Source organism: Rhodococcus sp. IEGM1428 (assembly GCF_050321865.1).
Classification (GTDB): Bacteria; Actinomycetota; Actinomycetes; order Mycobacteriales; family Mycobacteriaceae; genus Rhodococcoides.
The window spans coordinates 282318-300420 of record NZ_JBNQFW010000006.1; the positions used below are offsets into that span (position 1 = coordinate 282318).

Consider the following 18103-nt stretch of genomic DNA (forward strand, 5'->3'; position numbering starts at 1 on the left):
GGTCGAGGCGGACGCCTATGGACATCAAAAATCGACTAAGGAACGAGTAGTGACACTGAGCGGCACGGAACCCCATTTTGAGCCAACAAAGGCGGTCTCGGACTTCTCCGAAACCGCCTCTGACCTGCATCTATCTGTGTCGGGCTGACAGGAATTGAACCTGCGACCCCTTGACCCCCAGTCAAGTGCGCTACCAAACTGCGCCACAGCCCGCCGCGCCTCGAAAGGCGCTTGCTGAGATTACCCCAGCCCTACCCCTGAGAGGAAATCGCCTGCTCAGGGGCAAGACCGGGAAACGTCAGCGGTTGTTGCCCTTGCCCGGCCGTTCCCGCTTCTCGCGGATTCGCACCGAGACGCGCACAGGGCTGCCGTCGAAGTTGAACTCTTCACGCAGACGCCGCTCGATGAACCGGCGGTAGCCGGCCTCGAGGAAGCCGGTGGTGAACAGCACGAACGTCGGCGGCCTCGTGCTGGCCTGCGTCGCGAACATGATGCGCGGCAGACGTCCGCCACGCATCGGCGGCGGAGTGGCCGCCACGACCTCCTTGAGCCACGTGTTGAGGCGTCCGGTGGGCACACGCTTGTCCCACGACTCCAGAGCCGTCTCCAGAGCGGGAACCAGCTTCTGGACGGCGCGGCCCGTCTGCGCCGAGATGTTCACTCGCTGCGCCCACGGCACCCGAGCGAGATCGCGATCGATCTCCTTCTCGAGCTGTTGACGACGATCGTCGTCCACCAGATCCCACTTGTTGAACGCCAAGACCAGCGCGCGGCCGGCGTCGGAGACCATGCTCAGAACCCTCAGATCCTGCTCCGAGATCACCTGTGAGGCATCGAGAAGCAGAATCGCGACCTCGGCAGCCTCGATGGCGGACTTGGTGCGCAGCGACGCATAGAACTCGGCACCACTGGCATGACTGACGCGCTTGCGCAAGCCTGCGGTATCGACGAATCGCCATGTCTTACCGCCCAATTCGACCAACGAGTCGACCGGGTCGACGGTGGTGCCGGCAACATCGTGCACCACCGAGCGCTCGTCACCCGACAGCTTGTTGATCAGCGAGGACTTGCCGACGTTCGGCTTGCCGACCAAAGCCACACGCCTGGGTCCCCCACCGGGGATACCTTCACGCGGCGTCTCGGGCAGTGCCTCGAGCACACGGTCGAGCAAATCGCCGGTGCCGCGGCCGTGGGTGGCCGAAACCGACAGCGGCTCCCCCAGACCGAGCGACCACAGTGCGGCAACCTCGGACTCGGTGCGACCGTCGTCGACCTTGTTGGCCACCAACAGAACCGGAGTCTTCGACCGGCGCAGTACTCGTGCCACTGCCTCGTCCGTCGTCGTCGAACCGACACGAGCGTCGACGACCAACAGGATCGCGTCGGCGGTGTTCATCGCCAATTCGGCCTGGCGCGCAACAGATTGCTGCAGACCCTTGGCGTCGGGCTCCCAACCGCCGGTGTCCTGCACCAGGAATCGTCGACCACTCCAGTTCGCCTCGTACGACACTCGGTCGCGGGTGACGCCGGGGACGTCCTCGACCACGGCCTCACGTCGTCCGATGATGCGGTTGACGAGCGTCGACTTGCCGACGTTCGGACGCCCCACCACGGCGAGGGTCGGAACGGCCACGGCATCTTCGCCGTCTTCGCCTTCGTTGAGGTCGACGTACTCCCACTCGCCCTCGTCGCTCCATGTTCCGTCGCCCGCGGTTTCCGCTGCGCCGGAGAAGAATTCTTCACTCACTACACTGCTCCAGTTCTGTCGTTGACCACGAGCAGCAAGCGCTCCATCACACCGTCGAGATCCAGCTCGCTGGTATCGACGATCACCGAATCCTCGGCGGGACGAAGCGGTGACACTGCTCTTGTCGAATCTGCATGGTCACGGCGTTGCACATCCGCGAGCACGGATTCGTAGTCGTCGCCGCGACCTTGCTCTACGTTCTGCTTGTTGCGACGCTCTGCACGCGCTTCCGGTGAGGCCGTCAGGAACACCTTCACGTCGGCGTCGGGAAGAACGACGGTGCCGATGTCTCTGCCCTCCACCACGATTCGCGTGGACGAGCTCGCGAGATCGCGCTGCATCTGCACCAACAACTCGCGCACCGCAGGCACGGCAGAGACGGCCGAGACGGACTTGGTGACGGCGTCGCCGCGAATTTCGCCGCTGACGTCTTCACCGTCGAGCAACACGGTCTCGGACAGCGGGTCCTTGCCGATCTCGAGGGGAAGGGCAGCAACAGCTTTCGCGACTGCGTCAGCATCGGTGGGCTCGACGCCCGAACGCAACACCCATACCGTCGCGACGCGGTACATCGCACCGGTGTCGAGGTAGCTTGCTTCGAGTGCCGACGCGAGCCGACGCGATACCGACGACTTACCGGTGCCCGACGGCCCGTCCATCGCCACGACGAGCGCACTCATCACAGGCCTACGGATTCGTAGAGCTTGCCGATCTCGCCGCGGCCGAGGACACGCAGTGTTCCTGGACGCTGATCGCCGAGCACGATGTTGCCGACATCGGTACGCACGAGGCGGCCGACGGGGAATCCGACCTTGTCGAACAACCGACGCACGATGTGCTTGCGGCCCTCGTGCAGGGTCACCTTGACGAGTGATTTGCCGTCCGAGATGTCGAGCAGCTGGAAGCCGTCGACCTTCACCGGGCCGTCGTCGAGAGTGACGCCCTCACGCAGCTGCTTGCCGAGTGTGCGGGGAATGGTGCCGAACAGCGTTGCCAAATAGGTCTTGGAGACCTCGAACGACGGGTGCATCAGGCGGTGAGCAAGGTCACCGTCGTTGGTGAAGAGCAACAGCCCTTCGGTGTCCGCATCGAGGCGGCCGACGTGGAACAGTCGCTGCCCCGCCTGGACGCGCTCGGAGACGATGTCGCCGACGCACGGGCGTCCGAGGTCGTCGGACATGGTGCACTGCCATCCACGCGGCTTGTTCATCGCGAGATGAACCAGCTCTTCCTTCACGACGACGCGGGTGCCGTCGACGCGGACCACGGCGATGTTCGGGTCGATACGGATGCCCTGTTCGGTAACGATGCGTCCGTCGACCTCGACGCGGCCGTCGGCGATCAGTTCTTCGGCGGCACGACGCGATGCGACACCGGCCTGCGCGAGCACCTTCTGCAGACGAACACCTTCACCGGCAGGCACGTGCTTGCGGGGCGAGGAATCGGTGTGCTGGTGCTTCGCCGGCTTGGCGTTGCTGATCGTGGTCGTCGGAACCTGCTTCTTCTGCGGCTTCGGCGGCTTGGGACGCGACGGCTTCTTGCGGGGCACCGCGTCGTTGCTGCGGTCGTTGATGCCCGTGTCGGCAGGCTTGTAATCGAACTCGTCCTGCTCGACGCCTCTGCGGGGATCCGGTCGGCCTCCGGTCCGGGGTGCTCCGGTTCGGGGAGCGCCTGCGCGGGGTCCTCCGGCTCGAGGTGCACCGGCGCGAGGGGCGCCGTCACGGGGCGCAGCGTCGCGGGTGCGATCTCCGCGGCGTGCGTCACGCGGAGTGTCCGACCTACCTGCGGTCGGCTTCCTGCGTGGGTCTTGTCTCTTGTTGCGGTCCGGTGTGCCATCACGGCGAGCGGGCTTGTTCACTTGTCTTACCTATCAGTCGTCCGAGTCGAGCTCGGCTGCCGGATCGGGTTTCGATCCGCGGTTCTTGGTGGAGCGGGTCATTCTCGGGTCGGTGTCCATGCTGTCACTGATCTCGTCGATCAGGTCCACACCCGGCAACAGCGGTGCCAGTTCAGGTAGATCACCGAGCGATGCGAGCCCGAGCCGTTCGAGGAACAGCTCGGTGGTGCAGTACATCGTTCCGTTCGTCTCCGGGTCCGTTCCTGCTTCGGAGATCAGTCCACGGGCGAGCAACGTACGCATCACTCCATCGACATTGACTCCGCGTACGGCGCTGACTCGTGCGCGGGTCAACGGTTGACGATAGGCGATCACGGCCAGGGTTTCCAATGCTGCGCGTGTGAGCTTGGACCGAGCGCCGTCCAGAAGCAGCCGTTCGACGTAGGGCGCGTACGCGGTTCTGGTGTAGAAACGCCACCCGTCACCGGCGTAGCGAAGATCGATTCCGCTGCTTCGCTCGGTCAGTGCTGCGGCCATCGCGTTCAAGGAGGCGCGTACGCGAGCGACCGATGTACCCACGGCGGATGCGAGCTGCTCGTCCGACGCGGGGGTGTCCACGATCAGCAACACGGCTTCGAGCGCCGACGCGAGGGTGGCGTCGTCCAACTCCTCGGAATCGTCGACGTCCTCGAGCTCGAGTTCGGGGTCGGCACTCATGCGTAGTCCTCTTCCGTGACCACGATGGGTCCTTCGTCCTTGCCGGTCCAGCTCACTCGGAGATCGCCCAGCGGCTCCGGTTGTTCGAACGCGATCACCTGTTGGCGGAACAGCTCCAGCAACGCCAGGAATCGCGCGATTATTTCGACCTGCACCTCGCAGTCCTGTACCAGCTCCGAGAACGACGCCCATTCGTTCAGGCCGCGGCCCTGCAAGTTCTCCAACAGCCACTCGGCCTGCTCGGGAATCGAGACGGCGTGCTGATGGATGTGATCGAGCCCCACCCGCGGAATCGGCTTGGGCCGAAAGGCGGCAGCGGCGATGTCTGCGAACCTGGCAGGGTCGACGCCGAGCAACACCTCCGGGATCAGATCGGCGTACCTGTCTTCCACCGACACCGATCGCGGATACCGCCGCAGCGCAGCAGCTTCCAGCTCACCGAACAGCAGGGCCACCTGCTTGTAGGCTCGGTACTGCAGCAACCGCGCGAACAGGAGATCTCGCACTTCGAGCAGCGCCAGATCCTCGGCATCCTCGACGTCACCCGAGGGCAGCAGACGAGCTGCCTTGAGATCGAGGAGCGTGGCAGCGACGACCAGGAACTCCGTCGTCTGGTCCAGTCCCACATCGGCACCGAGAGACTTGGTGAACGAGATGAAATCGTCGGTGACGGTGTGCAGCGCCACTTCGGTGACATCCATGCGGTGCTGACTGATCAAGGACAGCAGCAGGTCGAACGGACCCTCGAAGTTGAGCAACCGAACCCGAAACTTCGACGGATCCGCGTCGGCGGGAACCTCTATCGGGGCCTCGTCGGCAGCGTCGACGGTCACGGACCCGACCGGTAGATCACCTCGCGCGCCAGAGCGCGGTACGCCTGCGCGCCGCCGGATTTCGGAGCCCATGTGGTGATGGGTTCACCGGCCACACTGGTTTCCGGGAACCGGACCGTACGAGTGATCACCGTGTCGTAGACGACGTCCCCGAACACCTCGACCACCCGTGTCATCACCTCGCGAGAGTGCAGCGTTCGGGCGTCGAACATCGTCACCACAATGCCGGCCAACTTCAGCCGAGGATTCAGACGATCGCGCACCTTTTCGACGGTGTCGTTGAGCAGTGCCAGGCCGCGGAGGCTGAAGTACTCGCACTCCATCGGAATCAGTACCTCGTCGGCGCATGTGAGCGCGTTGACAGTCAGCAGACCGAGCGACGGCTGGCAGTCGATGAGCACGTAGTCGTAACGATCCAGAATCGGATGCAGCACCCGCCCGAGCGTCTGCTCGCGGCCCACCTCGGTCACCAGCTGAATCTCGGCGGCCGAGAGGTCGATGTTGCTGGGCATCAGATCGAGGTTCTCGACGCGAGTCCGCATGATGATGTCGTCGGCAGAGACTTTCGCCTCGACGAGAAGGTTGTAGACCGTGAGATCGAGTTCGTGATGCGCGACGCCCAAGCCCGCGGACAGTGCGCCCTGCGGGTCGAGGTCCACCAGCAGCACGCGACGACCGTAGCCGGCCAGCGATGCACCCAGGTTGATGGTCGACGTCGTCTTGCCGACGCCACCCTTCTGATTGCACATCGCGATGATCTTGGCCGGGCCATGACTGGCCAGCGGTTGGGGATCCGGAACCGACCGCGTCTTTCGACCGGTGGGCCCGAGTTCGTTGGGAGCGGGAATGATGTCGCGCGACTCGCGACTGGACTCCGGTTGACGCGTATGGAACAGCGCGCCTTCGAGATGCGCACGATCCGAGGCTGACTCCGCCGCTGGCGGCTGCGGTGTCGACACGTTCCAGCGCTCCCCTGTCCTGTTCGTCTTCGAGTAGTTCACGCAAACGCTACCGCTTGAGGCACCCACGCTGTCACCGGACACGCTGACAACCAGCGCTCGACCTCGTGCTATCGCGCCCGCGGATGCGCTCCCGCCCACACTTCGCGCAGTGTGGTGACGGTGACGAGAGTGTAGATCTGCGTCGTCGTCACGGACGCATGCCCCAGCAGTTCCTGCACCACGCGTACATCGGCACCGCCGTCGAGCAGATGCGTGGCGAAGGAGTGCCGAAGAACGTGTGGTGAGACGCCGGAGCTGATCCCGGCCCGCTCGGCCGAGTCCTGCAGTACCTGCCACGCGCTCTGCCGAGACAACCTGCCGCCGCGCACGTTGAGAAACAGGGCCGGGTTGGACCGCGCAACCAGGCCTGGTCGCCCACGCACCAGGTACGCGTCGATCGCCTCGATCGCCGGCCTGCCGACCGGGACGATGCGGTGCTTGCCGCCTTTGCCGCGCAGCAGTACCGACCGCGACTCGGTGTCGATATCGTCCACATCCAGCCCCACGGCCTCGGAGATTCGGGCCCCGGTGGAATACAGCAACTCCAACAGTGCTCGATCACGCAGTCCGCGCGGTGCATCGGGCCCTGCGATCGACGCCGATTCGAGCAGTGCCACCACTTGGTCGATGGGTAGCGACTTGGGCAATCGCTTGGCAGGCTGCGGCGGCTTGACCTCGCTCGCTACGTTGCGCTCGACCATCCCCTCGGCCAGAGCGAACCGGTGCAATCCGCGGACGGCAATCAGTGTGCGTGCAGCCGAACTCGCTGCGAGAGCGGTGAACTCCTCATCGCCGCGCCGGAGGTACAGCACGAACTCGGTGACGTCGTTCTCGGTGACCTTGGCCAGATCGGCGATTCCGTAGCCGCTGAGAAACCGCTCGTACCGCAACAGATCCCGACGGTAGGACAACACCGTGTTCTGTGCCGAACCGCGCTCGACCACCAGATGGTCGAGGTACGTCTGAATCTGCTGGCCGATCACGGTGGCTACTTTCGTGAACTCTTCCGCTTCTCGAATGCCGTGGGCAGATCGGGCCACGGAGCGTCGGTCGGGCGCAGTTCGGTGCCTGCGGCGCGGGCGGCAGCGAATGCAAGCACGCCCGCGACGGCGGACGCGTTCACGATCTCTCCTGCCAGTGCACGACGGACGGCCTCGTCCATAGGCACGAAGGAGAGTTCGATATCTGCTTCCTCGTCGTGCGCTTCGGGCCGATCCACCTCTGTCAGGTCCTGTGCGAGAAAGATCCGCACGGCCTCGTCGGTGAACCCGGGCGAGGCCAGCACGTCGACCAACACCGACCAGGTACCGGCGGCGAGGCCGGTCTCCTCGGCGAGCTCACGCTGAGCCGCCAGGACCGGCTGCTCCCCCGGCGCGTCGAGCAGGCCGGCCGGCAGTTCCCACAGGCGTCGCCCGATGGGGTGCCGGTACTGCTCGATCATGGCCACCCGATCCTGATCGTCGACGGCCAGGATCCCGACCGCGCCGTGATGCTCGACCACCTCACGCTCGGCCTTGCGCCCGTTGGGCATCGCAACCTGATCGAGCCGAAGCGCCAGAATGGCACCGGAGTACGCCGCCGTCGAGTCGAGGGTGGTGAACTCGTGTCGGGGCTCGCTCATCCGACGGTCTCGGCGGCGGCGTCCGACTCCTCCGCCGCCACGGTGTCACCGTGAACGTCGACCGGCAGGCGCTCCGCAGCCTTGTACTTCAGAGCCGCATTGATCAACGATGCGAACAACGGGTGCGGACGGGTCGGCCGGCTCTTGAGCTCCGGATGCGCCTGGGTGGCGACGAAGAACGGGTGCACCGATGCAGGCAGCTCGACGAACTCGACCAGATGGCCATCCGGAGAAGTACCGCTGAACACCAAGCCGCTCTTGGCAATTCGATCCCGGTAGTCGTTGTTGACCTCGTAACGATGGCGGTGACGCTCCGAGACGCTTTCGGTGCCGTACGACGCGGCAACAACCGAACCCTTCTGCAGGGTTGCCGGGTAGGCACCGAGGCGCATCGTGCCGCCGAGATCGGCGTCACCGGCGACGGCGTCTTCCTGATCGGCCATCGTGGAGATCACCGGATCCTTGGTGTCGGGATCGAACTCGGCGGAATTGGCGTCGGTCAGACCGACCGAACGAGCCGCCTCGATGACCACACACTGCAATCCGAGGCACAGCCCCAACAGCGGAATCTTGCGCGTGCGGGCGAACTCGATGGCCCCGAGCTTGCCCTCGATACCGCGAATGCCGAAACCGCCGGGAATGAGCACGGCATCGACGTCACCGAGCGCAGCCTGCGCCCCCGCAGGCGTCGAGCACTCGTCGGACGGGACCCACTTGATCTCGACCTTCGCGCGATGAGCGAATCCGCCGGCACGCAGCGCCTCGGTGACCGAGAGGTAGGCGTCGGGCAGGTCCACGTACTTGCCGACGAGGCCGACACGCACAGTTTCGCGTGGCTGGTGGACGCGCTCGAGCAATCCGCCCCAGATGGTCCAGTCGACATCTCGGAACGGCAGACCGAGCTGACGGACGACGTAGGCGTCGAGGCCTTCCTTGTGCAACACCTTCGGAATGTCGTAGATCGACGGCGCGTCGGGAGTGGAGATGCAGCCGTCGACATCGACGTCGCACATGAGCGCGATCTTGTTCTTGAGTCCCGGCGGCACGTCACGATCGCAGCGCAGGATCAATGCGTCGGGCTGGATGCCGATGCTGCGCAGGGCAGCCACGGAGTGCTGGGTGGGCTTGGTCTTGAGCTCACCGGACGGTGCCAGGAACGGAACCAACGACACGTGCAGGAAGAAGACGTTGTTGCGGCCGACGTCGTGGCGAACCTGGCGCGCTGCTTCGAGAAACGGCTGCGACTCGATATCGCCGACGGTGCCACCGATTTCGGTGATCACGACGTCGGGCTGATGGCCCTGCAGGTCCGGCCCGTTCATCGCCAGAATTCGACGCTTGATCTCGTCGGTGATGTGCGGGATGACCTGAACGGTGTCGCCCAGGTACTCGCCGCGACGCTCCTTGGCGATGACCGTCGAATAGACCTGCCCGGTGGTGACATTGGCGAAGCCGGACAGATCCCGGTCGAGGAAGCGCTCGTAGTGTCCGACGTCGAGGTCGGTCTCGGAGCCGTCCTCGGTGACGAAGACCTCACCGTGCTGGAACGGGTTCATCGTGCCGGGATCGACGTTGAGGTAGGGATCGAGCTTCTGCATGGTCACGCGGAGTCCGCGTGCGGTCAGTAGCTGGCCGAGGCTCGACGCCGTCAGACCTTTTCCGAGCGAAGACGCGACGCCCCCGCTGACGAAGATGTGCTTGGTGTCGGAACGCGACTGAAGGCGTGACAATGAGGCTCCCGTGACGAATCTGCAGGGCTTGCTCCTACCAGGGGGCTGATAAGAGAGGTACAGCATGAAAATTGGGCCTGCTACCCACGGGACTTCACGGTAACACCAGTACGTACCTCACCGCCAACGACACGCTCGTTGCGGGCACCGATCAGCTCGCGGGCGCTCCGACGGTGACGGCATTCGCGTTCGCTCCGGTGCCGTACCGACCCGACGCACCGTCCAGCTGCTCCGCCAAGGCGAGAACGGTGGTGATCCGTCCAGCTTCACGGTCGACGTTGTCCACCGTGCTCAGTGAGGACGACAGAGCCGAATCAGCGCGTACGACGGCAATGGATTCGTTGCCTTCGGCGGCGTCGGACCGGCCGGCCAGCACCGCACCTGCACCGCGCGAATCGAGAGCACCGGCAAATCGAGCGACGATGGCCCCGCGATTGCCGTCCTCGACGTTCGAGGAACCGGAACCGGTGACGACGACCGCCAGCTGGGCGGGTGCGACTGCACCGTTGTCGTAGGCGATGAACCCGCCGCTGCGCAGCGTTTCCAGAGCGAGCGAAAGCTCCTCCGGGGTGGACTGGGGTTGCGCGGTCTGCACGTTGAGCAGCAGCACCGAGCCCAGCAGGTCACCCGCCAGGCTTCCCTGATCCACCGCGCCGGTGCGCAACTGCACGCCGGCGGGAATGACGTTGGTCAGTCGGGTGCGCAGGTCGTCGCCGTTCGCCGCCGAGACGAACGCGTCGGTCAGCGACACTCGGCCGGTGACGGTGGCTCCCGACGCTCCGATCGAGCGGGTGACTCCGTCGACGTCACCGGGATCTGCGTCAGGGGTGGTGATGACCACCACGGAACGATCCACCAGGGTGTCTCGCAGAACCCGGCCCGATACTGCGGCGTCGAACCCGTCGGCAGAGTTCAGCTGCTCACCGAGCTGGTTGTTGGTCGCCTGCAGATCGTCCACCTGATTTTCGAGGCCGGTCTTGTCGTCCCGAAGACCCGAGACCAGACCGCTCGACAGCAGACCCGAACCGAGCACGATGCCGATGGCCAGAGCGACGAATACCGCTGCCAGCGAAATGGCATGTTGGCGAAGCGAAATCACGGAAGCAACCCCTGGAACCACAGAGCGAACCGGTTCCACAGGTCGATCGCCCAGTCCAACGATTCACCACCGATGTTGGACACTGCCAACGCCACGATGACGGCAACGAGGGCCGCGAGAATCAGCAGGGCAATCGCGCCACCGGAAACTCGGCTCCGGTACAGAGTGGCCACAGCTTTGGCGTCGACCAGCTTGGCCCCGACCTTCAGACGCGTCATGAACGCGGCCGGGTTCGTGTTGCGACGACCACGATCGAAGAACTCGTCGAGGCTGGCCGGGCTACCGACCGATACGATCAGCGAGGCTCCGTGATGATCGGCCAGCAGCAGAGCGAGATCGGCAGCGGCACCGCTCGCCGGGAACGTCATGGCACCGATTCCGAGGTCCTGAATGCGTTCCAGTCCTTGCGCATGACCGTCCGAATCGGCCGGAAGTACCACCTCTGCACCACATTTGAGCGTCTGAGCGGTGACGTCCTCGGGGTCGCCGACGATGAGATCGGGCCGATGACCCGCCTTCATCGCGGTGTCGGCACCCGCACCGACACCGATGATGACGGGCGAGTACTCCTTGATGAACGGCTTGAGGTTCTTCAGGTCCTCGGCATGACCTGGTCCGTCGGCGACGATCACGACGTGACGGCCCTTGAGATCGATGTCGATATCCGGCACGCCGACACCGTCGATCAGCAGCGGGCTTTCGGTGCGGATGAACTCGATCGTGTTGCCCGAGAACGCTTCCAGGTGATCGACCAGTCCGGTCTTGGCCTCGATCATCTTGTCGGAGATCTCGGCTTCGCTCTGCTCCTCACCCTTGGCGAGACGCCGATCGCCGGTGTAGACACCGCCGTCGTTGAGACGAATCTTGGTGCCGTCCTTGATCTTCTTGAAGATCTCGGTGCCGGCCGAGTCGATCAAGGTGATGCCGTTGGCCACGATGACCTCGGGACCCAGGTTGGGGTAACGCCCGGAGATCGACGGCGACGCGTTGACGACCGCGAGCACCCCCGCCTCGACTAGCGCATCTGCGGTCAGACGATCCAGGTCCAGCTCGTCCAGGACGACGATGTCGCCGGGCCCGACCCGTTTGAGCAGCTTGGCCGTGTTGCGATCGACTCGCGCGATCCCGGTGATTCCAGGTAGCGAATCCTGACTACGTGACAGCAGAGCCGGCATCTTCATGTGGACCATGATGACCCGATCGACACGCCCGGCGATGGAGGCGCGCCGAAACAACTACCACACTGATCACATCAGCACCAAAGGTTACAGGGCGGCTCGATCTGCGTTTGCAGTGGCCAGCAGCTCCTCCGCGTGCGCGCGACCGGTCTCCGTATCGTCCAGACCCGCGAGCATTCTGGCGAGCTCTACGACCCGCTCCGACGACGACAGCGTCCGAACGCCGCTGTTCGCCGCACCCTTCTTCGCATCGGTCTTGTCGACCACCAGATGTGTATCGGCGAACGCCGCGACCTGAGGCAAGTGCGTGACGACGATGACCTGGTGGGTGCGAGCCAATCGGCCGAGCCGACGCCCGACCTCGACGGCAGCGCGACCACCCACACCGGCGTCGACCTCGTCGAACACCATCGTGGCGCCCTTGTCCGAGCCCGCCAACACCACTTCGAGGGCGAGCATCACCCGTGAGAGCTCACCGCCCGACGCACTCTTGCTGATCGGCAGAGCCTGGGCACCGTCGTGTGCGGACAGGCGAAACTCGACCTCGTCGACGCCGTTGCTGCCGGCATGCAGTTCGGCACCGTCGACGAGGATCGGAGCGGTGTCCGACGGTCCGGCAGGCAAAGCTCGAACATCGATCTGCAGCTTGGCTTTTCCCATCGCCAACCCGGCCAGCTCGACGCTCACCGCCTTCGAGAGCTTCAGCGAAGCCTTCGCGCGGGCCGCACTGAGCTTCTGAGCCGCCGCCGCGACGTCGACCGCAGCTGCGTCGACCGTGGCACTCAATTCGGCCAAGGCGTCGGCCGAGGTGTCGATGCGCGAGAGGCGCTCGCGGGCATCCTCCGCCCAGGCGATGACCCCGTCGACGTCGGCGGCGTACTTCCGCGTCAACGACTTCAGCTCGGCCTGGCGGTTCAGGATCGCGTCGAGCGCACCCGGATCGGACGGCAGATCCGTCAGGTACGAGGTGAGATCGGCACCGATGTCGCCCACGATGGCCATCGCGTCGTTCAGTCGCGGCAGCAGCTCCGTCAGAGCAGCGTCGTCGGCATGCTCCAAGCGAGAACGAGCCTCGCCCAACAGATACAGCGCGGATGTCGTGTCCGACGCCTCCTCGGTGCTCCCGACGAGTGCCGCCGAGGCACCCTCTGCGGTCTCACGCAACGAATCGAGATCACCCAGCCGACGCACGTCCTCGGCCACGGAACGATCCTCCCCCGGCTCTGGTGCGAGAGAGTCGATCTCCTGCAGGCCGAACTGCAGACGATCTGCCTCTTGCGCCAGCTCGCGACTGCGTTCGGTGCGGTCGATCAACTCGTTGCGAGCGTCGAGCCACGTCTTGCGAGCACTGCGGTACTTCGAGACCAGGGACGCCACCGCGTCGCCGGCAAATCTGTCCAGGGCAGCCAGTTGCTGATCGGGCCGCAGCAGACGCAGCTGGTCGTTCTGACCGTGCACCGTCAGCAACGAGTCGGTGAAGTTCGACAGAACCGATGCGGGCACACTGCGCCCACCGAGATGCGCACGAGAGCGGCCGTCGGAGTTGACGGTCCGCACAGCGATGATCGAATTGTCCTCGTCGCGTTGACCTCCCGACGACTCGAGTACCTTGTCGACGTCGTCGATCACCTGCTCCGACGCGGTATCGGTACTGAATCGCCCCTCGACCACAGCGCGCTGCGCGCCCAGCCGAACCCGGCCTGCATCGGCGCGGGCACCCGACAACAGGTGCAGGCTCGTGACCACCATGGTCTTGCCGGCACCGGTTTCACCGGTGAGGACGGTCAGCCCCTCGTGAAACTGTGCGCTGGCACCGGAAATGACTCCGAGGCTGTCGATTCGAATCTCTTCGAGCATCCCTACCTCGCTCTCCCCCGCCACCCGGTGACGGGCAGTTCGAATTTCTTGACCATGCGGTCGGCGAACGGTGCCGAATCGAGTCGGACCCATTTGATCGGTGACGCGCCCCGCACCACTTCGACGCGAGCACCGGCCGGAAGGCTCAGTGTGCGCCTGCCGTCGCAGAATACGAATCCCGCGTGCCCGCCCGCATCGATCTCGACCGCGACGATCGACTCTGGACTGGTGACGAGCGGTCGCGCGAACAACGCATGTGCATTGCTCGGAATGACCAGTATCGCTTCGAGTTCCGGCCAGACCACAGGTCCACCGGCCGAGAAGGCGTATGCCGTCGAGCCCGTCGGTGTGGAGACCAGGACTCCGTCGCAGCCGAACGCAGAAACCGGTCGACCGTCGACTTCGAGCACCACCTCGAGCACTCCGAGCCTCGACCCGTTCTCGATGCTCGCTTCGTTCAGTGCCCATCCGCGGTCGACCACCTGATCTCCGACGCGAATTGCGATGTCCAAGGTCATGCGCTGCTCGATGCGGTAGTCACCGGCGATGACGCGGGCCAGAGCATCTTCGAGATGGTCGGCCTCTGCCTCGGCGAGAAAGCCGACGTGGCCGAGGTTGATGCCGAGAACCGGAATGGAAGCTGCTTGCGCGAGTTCGGCTGCGCGGAGAAAGGTTCCGTCACCGCCCAGAACCAGGACCATCTCACAGCCGACCGCCGCGTCGGGGCCGAATTCCACGACGTTGAGCCGCATATCCGCGACGAACACGTGATCGTGCTCCTGCTTGTCGGACGCCTCGATCTTCGAGGGCTCCACTTCGTCGACCAGTACCCGCAGGCAGATGCCCGCTTCGTCGAACACTTTGCCCACTCGGCGTGCGGTCTCGGCGATGTCCGGTCGGCCCGGATGGGCAACGAGAAGAATCTCTCGAGACGACTCCAGTTCCGGTGCTGCGTGGGACGGAGTCACTGTGGTCCTTCCTCGATCGCGAGCCGGACGAGTTCCGGGATGTCGGTACGCGGCAGATCCTCGCCTGCACCTGCCCTCAGCCACAGAAAGTACTCGACGTTGCCCGACGGGCCCGGCAGTGGGCTTGCCGCCACCGCACGAACAGTCAAACCCAGGCCGACGGCCGCGTTCGCCACGTCCTCTACGGCCTCGGCTCGCAGCGCGGGATCTCGCACGACGCCACCGGCACCCACGCGATCCTTGCCGACCTCGAATTGCGGTTTGACCATCAGCACCATGTCGGTGCCCGGCTTCGAGCACTCGACGAATGCCGGAAGGACGAGTTTCAACGAGATGAACGACAGATCGGCGACGATGACGTCGACGGGTCCACCGATCGTCTCGGCAGCGATCGACCGGACGTTGGTGCGATCGATGACGTGCACTCGGTCGTCCGATTGCAGCCGCCACACCAGCTGGCCGTATCCGACGTCGACGGCGACAACCTCCCGTACTCCGCGACTGAGGAGTACGTCGGTGAATCCACCGGTGGACGCACCGGCATCGAGGCATCGAGCATGTTCGACGGTCAAGCCCAGGGGTTCGAACGCGTCGAGCGCCCCGAGCAATTTGTGAGCACCTCGAGAGGCCCAACTGACCTCGTTGTCTTCTTCGGCCACCAGCAGAGGCGTACCCGGCTCCACCGCCGTTGCCGGTTTGGAGGCCACGGTCCCAGCGATCTTCACTCGACCGGCCTCGATCAATTCCGACGCGTGTTCGCGAGATCTCGCGAGCCCACGCCGAACCAGCTCGGCGTCGACACGTGCGCGACGAGCCACGTCAGGTCTTGTCGACGGTAGTCAGGGCGCGCACGAGCACCTCGTGAGCGCGGTCCAACAAACTCGCATCGCGCGAGAGGGAATCCGAATCCACGGCCTCGGGTTCTTCGTGGTCCGACGACACGATAGTGAGCTGGCTCAGGAGCGAGGCTACCTCGGCTCGAACGGTGTCGGGATCGGCCGACGACTCATCGCCGGCGTTGCTCGGCCGGTGCTGTCCTGGTAACGGAATCGACGTGCTCATCGCCCTTCACGCTATCGGATAGGTACGACGAACGCCTGATCGCCGCCGCTGTCCGGACGCTGTCAACACCCGAGCAGCGAACGCAGATCGCCGAGACCAGTGCCCTCGAAGCGCACCTCCGTGAACTCGGAGCCCGACCACGCAACGTGCAGCACGGCGAGAGCACCCTCGAACACATCCGGTGCCGTGTCCCGGTCGAATCGCACCGACAGCACTCCGCCGTCGATGCCGACCGCCCAACCGTCCTTGCTGTCGACGCGAGACGCGGACTCGTCCTGGTTGAGCACCCCGAGGTCGGGGCCGATGTGGGTGGGTCGCAGATGCTGGGGAGCACGAAGCAGCTCAGCGGCGGTACTCACACCGGTCAACACCAGTAGCGACGGCAGCTCGATTTCATTGGCTCCCGCGATGTCAGTGTCCAGCCGGTCTCCGACGACCAACGCCGAATGCGCTCCGCTGCGCTCGATGGCGTCGTGCATGATCGGCGCGGCCGGCTTGCCCGCCACGATCGGCTCGACGTCGGTGGCGTTGCGAACCGCTGCGACCATCGAGCCGTTTCCCAGAACGAGTCCTCGCTCGGTCGGCAGGGTGGCATCGATGTTCGTCGCTACCCAGAGAGCACCCGCACGAACCGCGAGGACCGCCTCGGCGAGCATCTTCCAGCCTGTATCGACCGAGTGACCCTGCACAACTGCGACCGGGTCGTCGTCGGCAGATCTGACCGGCTCCAGGCCGACTTTGGATATCTCGTTCGCCAACGCGTCGGTACCGACGACGAGGACACGCGAACCGGCGTCCAGTCTGCCCGCGAGAACACGCGCAGCTGCCTCGGAACTGGTGACGACGAACTCCGCAGAAGTGTCGAAACCGAGACCACGAAGATGCTCGGCAACGTCCTGCGGCGCACGACTGGCATTGTTGGTCACGAAGTACTGCTTCTCGGAACCACCCGAAAGCGCCTCTACTGCACCGGGAATGGGGTCCTTACCGGCGTAGACGGTGCCGTCCAGATCGAGCAGCAGGACATCGTGGGCGTCGCGCAGCAACGTCACCGACTGCCTCCGGACAGCTCCTCGACTCGCTCCTCCGCGTCTGTCTCACCATCGACATCGGCCGCAGCAGCGTTGAGGAACCACTTCACACCCTCGTCGACGCGACCGGCGGCAACCAACGCATCGGCATAGACGTAGAACAGGCGAGCCGCAGCGGTTCCCGAGCGAGATGCGTCGAGGTCCGGGGTCTGCAGGGTGACGACAGCCTGGTCGAACTGGTTGAGGTCCATACGAGCACCGGCCACGACAATTCGGAGCTCCGACGCTTCCTCGCCGGTCAACTCGCGAGCCTCGTCGCTACGACCGAGTTCGATGGCGCGCTCGGGACGTCCGAGTCCGCGTTCGCAGTCGGCCATCACGGCAATGAGACCTGGCCCGCCGGCCATGCGCCGGGCGGCGCGAAGCTCGGACAGGGCTTCGGCCCATTCGCCGGCGTGGTAGGCCGCGATACCCGCGGTCTCGCGAACGACGGCGATACGTCCTGCTCGCTGACGAGCAGCGCGCGCGTGCAGCAGCGCCAACTGGGGATCGTCGTCGAGCAGCCTGCTGGTCATCACGAGGTGACGGGCCACAGCAGTGGCATTGTTCTTGTCCAAGCTCAGCAGATCTCGGCGCACTGCCGGCTCGAGCTGGCCGGCTTCGACCTCGTCGGGCAGATCCGGCTCGTCGGGCCGCGGGGGTCGACGGTCGGATGATGCGCTGTTACCGCGGCGATCGCCGGAGAACCCACCCTCACCACCACGTCTGCGAGGAGGACCGTCCGAACGACGCGGGTCGGCGCGACGGTCCTGAGCGCGGGGGTTGCGATCTCGGGACTCGCTCGGGCGGTTGCCGCCGTCCCCTCGAGAGGGGCGACGATCGTTGTTGTCTTCCGACACGGGCGTCCTTTCGGATTTGGATACAAAACGCAAAAAGGGGACCCACCAAGTGGGTCCCCTTCTTACAACGGGTGTTCGGCGGTGTCCTACTCTCCCACACCCTGTCGAGTGCAGTACCATCGGCGCTGGAGGGCTTAGCTTCCGGGTTCGGAATGGGACCGGGCGTTTCCCCTCCGCTATGGCCGCCGTAACTCTGCGAAACAGTGTCACGAGCGAACCTGTCACCCACACGTGTGCGGGTAGCGGATTCGTGTATTCGATTGTGACTGAACAACTCGTGTGTTGTTTCAGATATTGCACAGTGGACGCGTAGCTTCTTTGTGGTAAGTCCTCGGCCTATTAGTACCAGTCACCTGCATACATTGCTGTACTTCCAGTTCTGGCCTATCAACCCGGTGGTCTGCCGGGGGCCTTACCCCCTCGTGGGGGTGAGAAACCTCATCTTGGAACAGGCTTCCCGCTTAGATGCTTTCAGCGGTTATCCCTTCCGAACGTAGCCAACCAGCGGTGCTCCTGGTGGAAC

General features: G+C 64.8%; 17 protein-coding genes, 1 tRNA gene and 2 rRNA genes. All 20 read right to left on the bottom strand.

Annotated elements, in window-relative coordinates:
- Positions 1–139: 139 nt before the first annotated feature.
- A tRNA-Pro gene (locus ACQR3T_RS24710) sits at positions 140–213 on the bottom strand.
- 85 nt (positions 214–298) lie between these two features.
- Entirely contained in the window at positions 299–1747 is a 1449-nt protein-coding gene (gene der / locus ACQR3T_RS24715; protein ID WP_032377998.1) for a ribosome biogenesis GTPase Der, read from the bottom strand.
- On the bottom strand, positions 1747–2427 hold the full coding sequence (gene cmk / locus ACQR3T_RS24720; protein ID WP_428695221.1) for a (d)CMP kinase: 681 nt from the start codon (positions 2425–2427) through the stop codon (positions 1747–1749). Before cmk ends, der begins: the two co-directional genes overlap by 1 nt.
- Positions 2427–3605, bottom strand: a complete 1179-nt coding sequence (locus ACQR3T_RS24725) for a pseudouridine synthase (RefSeq protein WP_428695222.1) — start codon at positions 3603–3605, stop codon at positions 2427–2429. Before ACQR3T_RS24725 ends, cmk begins: the two co-directional genes overlap by 1 nt.
- A 12-nt stretch (positions 3606–3617) precedes the next feature.
- Positions 3618–4301, bottom strand: coding sequence for an SMC-Scp complex subunit ScpB (gene scpB / locus ACQR3T_RS24730; protein ID WP_428695223.1), 684 nt, complete (start codon positions 4299–4301; stop codon positions 3618–3620).
- Positions 4298–5134: a segregation and condensation protein A gene (locus ACQR3T_RS24735; RefSeq protein ID WP_428695224.1), complete on the bottom strand. Its 837-nt coding sequence runs from the start codon at positions 5132–5134 to the stop codon at positions 4298–4300. Before ACQR3T_RS24735 ends, scpB begins: the two co-directional genes overlap by 4 nt.
- Positions 5131–6093 (bottom strand): ParA family protein, encoded by a 963-nt coding sequence (locus tag ACQR3T_RS24740; protein ID WP_242640164.1) that lies wholly within the window; start codon positions 6091–6093, stop codon positions 5131–5133. The genes ACQR3T_RS24735 and ACQR3T_RS24740 overlap by 4 nt, the downstream gene beginning before the upstream one ends.
- 110 nt (positions 6094–6203) lie before the next feature.
- Complete coding sequence (gene xerD, locus ACQR3T_RS24745; protein WP_428695225.1) at positions 6204–7118, bottom strand: site-specific tyrosine recombinase XerD; 915 nt, start codon at positions 7116–7118, stop codon at positions 6204–6206.
- A gap of 5 nt (positions 7119–7123) precedes the next feature.
- Complete coding sequence (locus tag ACQR3T_RS24750) at positions 7124–7756, bottom strand: NUDIX domain-containing protein (RefSeq protein ID WP_428695226.1); 633 nt, start codon at positions 7754–7756, stop codon at positions 7124–7126.
- Positions 7753–9486, bottom strand: a complete 1734-nt coding sequence (locus ACQR3T_RS24755; RefSeq protein ID WP_037173621.1) for a CTP synthase — start codon at positions 9484–9486, stop codon at positions 7753–7755. The genes ACQR3T_RS24750 and ACQR3T_RS24755 overlap by 4 nt, the downstream gene beginning before the upstream one ends.
- Before the next feature lie 151 nt (positions 9487–9637).
- Complete coding sequence (locus tag ACQR3T_RS24760) at positions 9638–10585, bottom strand: copper transporter (protein ID WP_428695227.1); 948 nt, start codon at positions 10583–10585, stop codon at positions 9638–9640.
- On the bottom strand, positions 10582–11766 hold the full coding sequence (gene steA / locus ACQR3T_RS24765) for a putative cytokinetic ring protein SteA (protein WP_428695228.1): 1185 nt from the start codon (positions 11764–11766) through the stop codon (positions 10582–10584). The genes ACQR3T_RS24760 and steA overlap by 4 nt, the downstream gene beginning before the upstream one ends.
- 84 nt (positions 11767–11850) lie before the next feature.
- Complete coding sequence (gene recN / locus ACQR3T_RS24770) at positions 11851–13620, bottom strand: DNA repair protein RecN (protein ID WP_428695229.1); 1770 nt, start codon at positions 13618–13620, stop codon at positions 11851–11853.
- A 2-nt stretch (positions 13621–13622) separates the two neighbouring features.
- A complete protein-coding gene (locus ACQR3T_RS24775) occupies positions 13623–14588 on the bottom strand; it encodes an NAD kinase (RefSeq protein ID WP_052070437.1) in 966 nt (321 codons plus the stop codon).
- On the bottom strand, positions 14585–15406 hold the full coding sequence (locus ACQR3T_RS24780) for a TlyA family RNA methyltransferase (protein ID WP_428695230.1): 822 nt from the start codon (positions 15404–15406) through the stop codon (positions 14585–14587). Before ACQR3T_RS24780 ends, ACQR3T_RS24775 begins: the two co-directional genes overlap by 4 nt.
- 1 nt (position 15407) lies before the next feature.
- On the bottom strand, positions 15408–15650 hold the full coding sequence (locus ACQR3T_RS24785; protein WP_428695231.1) for a hypothetical protein: 243 nt from the start codon (positions 15648–15650) through the stop codon (positions 15408–15410).
- Between the two features lie 62 nt (positions 15651–15712).
- Positions 15713–16702 (bottom strand): HAD-IIA family hydrolase, encoded by a 990-nt coding sequence (locus tag ACQR3T_RS24790; RefSeq protein ID WP_428695232.1) that lies wholly within the window; start codon positions 16700–16702, stop codon positions 15713–15715.
- Positions 16699–17580: a tetratricopeptide repeat protein gene (locus ACQR3T_RS24795; protein ID WP_080737267.1), complete on the bottom strand. Its 882-nt coding sequence runs from the start codon at positions 17578–17580 to the stop codon at positions 16699–16701. The genes ACQR3T_RS24790 and ACQR3T_RS24795 overlap by 4 nt, the downstream gene beginning before the upstream one ends.
- Positions 17581–17653: 73 nt before the next feature.
- Positions 17654–17770, bottom strand: a 5S ribosomal RNA gene (gene rrf / locus ACQR3T_RS24800).
- Positions 17771–17899: 129 nt separating this feature from the next.
- A 23S ribosomal RNA gene (locus tag ACQR3T_RS24805) occupies positions 17900–18103 on the bottom strand; the annotation flags it as partial.

Bases quoted from the DNA above. Each gene is read 5' to 3' on its own strand.
- cmk (WP_428695221.1), bottom strand. From the start codon at position 2,427: ATGAGTGCGCTCGTCGTGGCGATGGACGGGCCGTCGGGCACCGGTAAG.
- scpB (WP_428695223.1), bottom strand. From the start codon at position 4,301: ATGAGTGCCGACCCCGAACTCGAGCTCGAGGACGTCGACGATTCCGAG.
- ACQR3T_RS24750 (WP_428695226.1), bottom strand. From the start codon at position 7,756: ATGAGCGAGCCCCGACACGAGTTCACCACCCTCGACTCGACGGCGGCG.
- steA (WP_428695228.1), bottom strand. From the start codon at position 11,766: ATGAAGATGCCGGCTCTGCTGTCACGTAGTCAGGATTCGCTACCTGGA.
- recN (WP_428695229.1), bottom strand. From the start codon at position 13,620: ATGCTCGAAGAGATTCGAATCGACAGCCTCGGAGTCATTTCCGGTGCC.
- ACQR3T_RS24785 (WP_428695231.1), bottom strand. From the start codon at position 15,650: ATGAGCACGTCGATTCCGTTACCAGGACAGCACCGGCCGAGCAACGCC.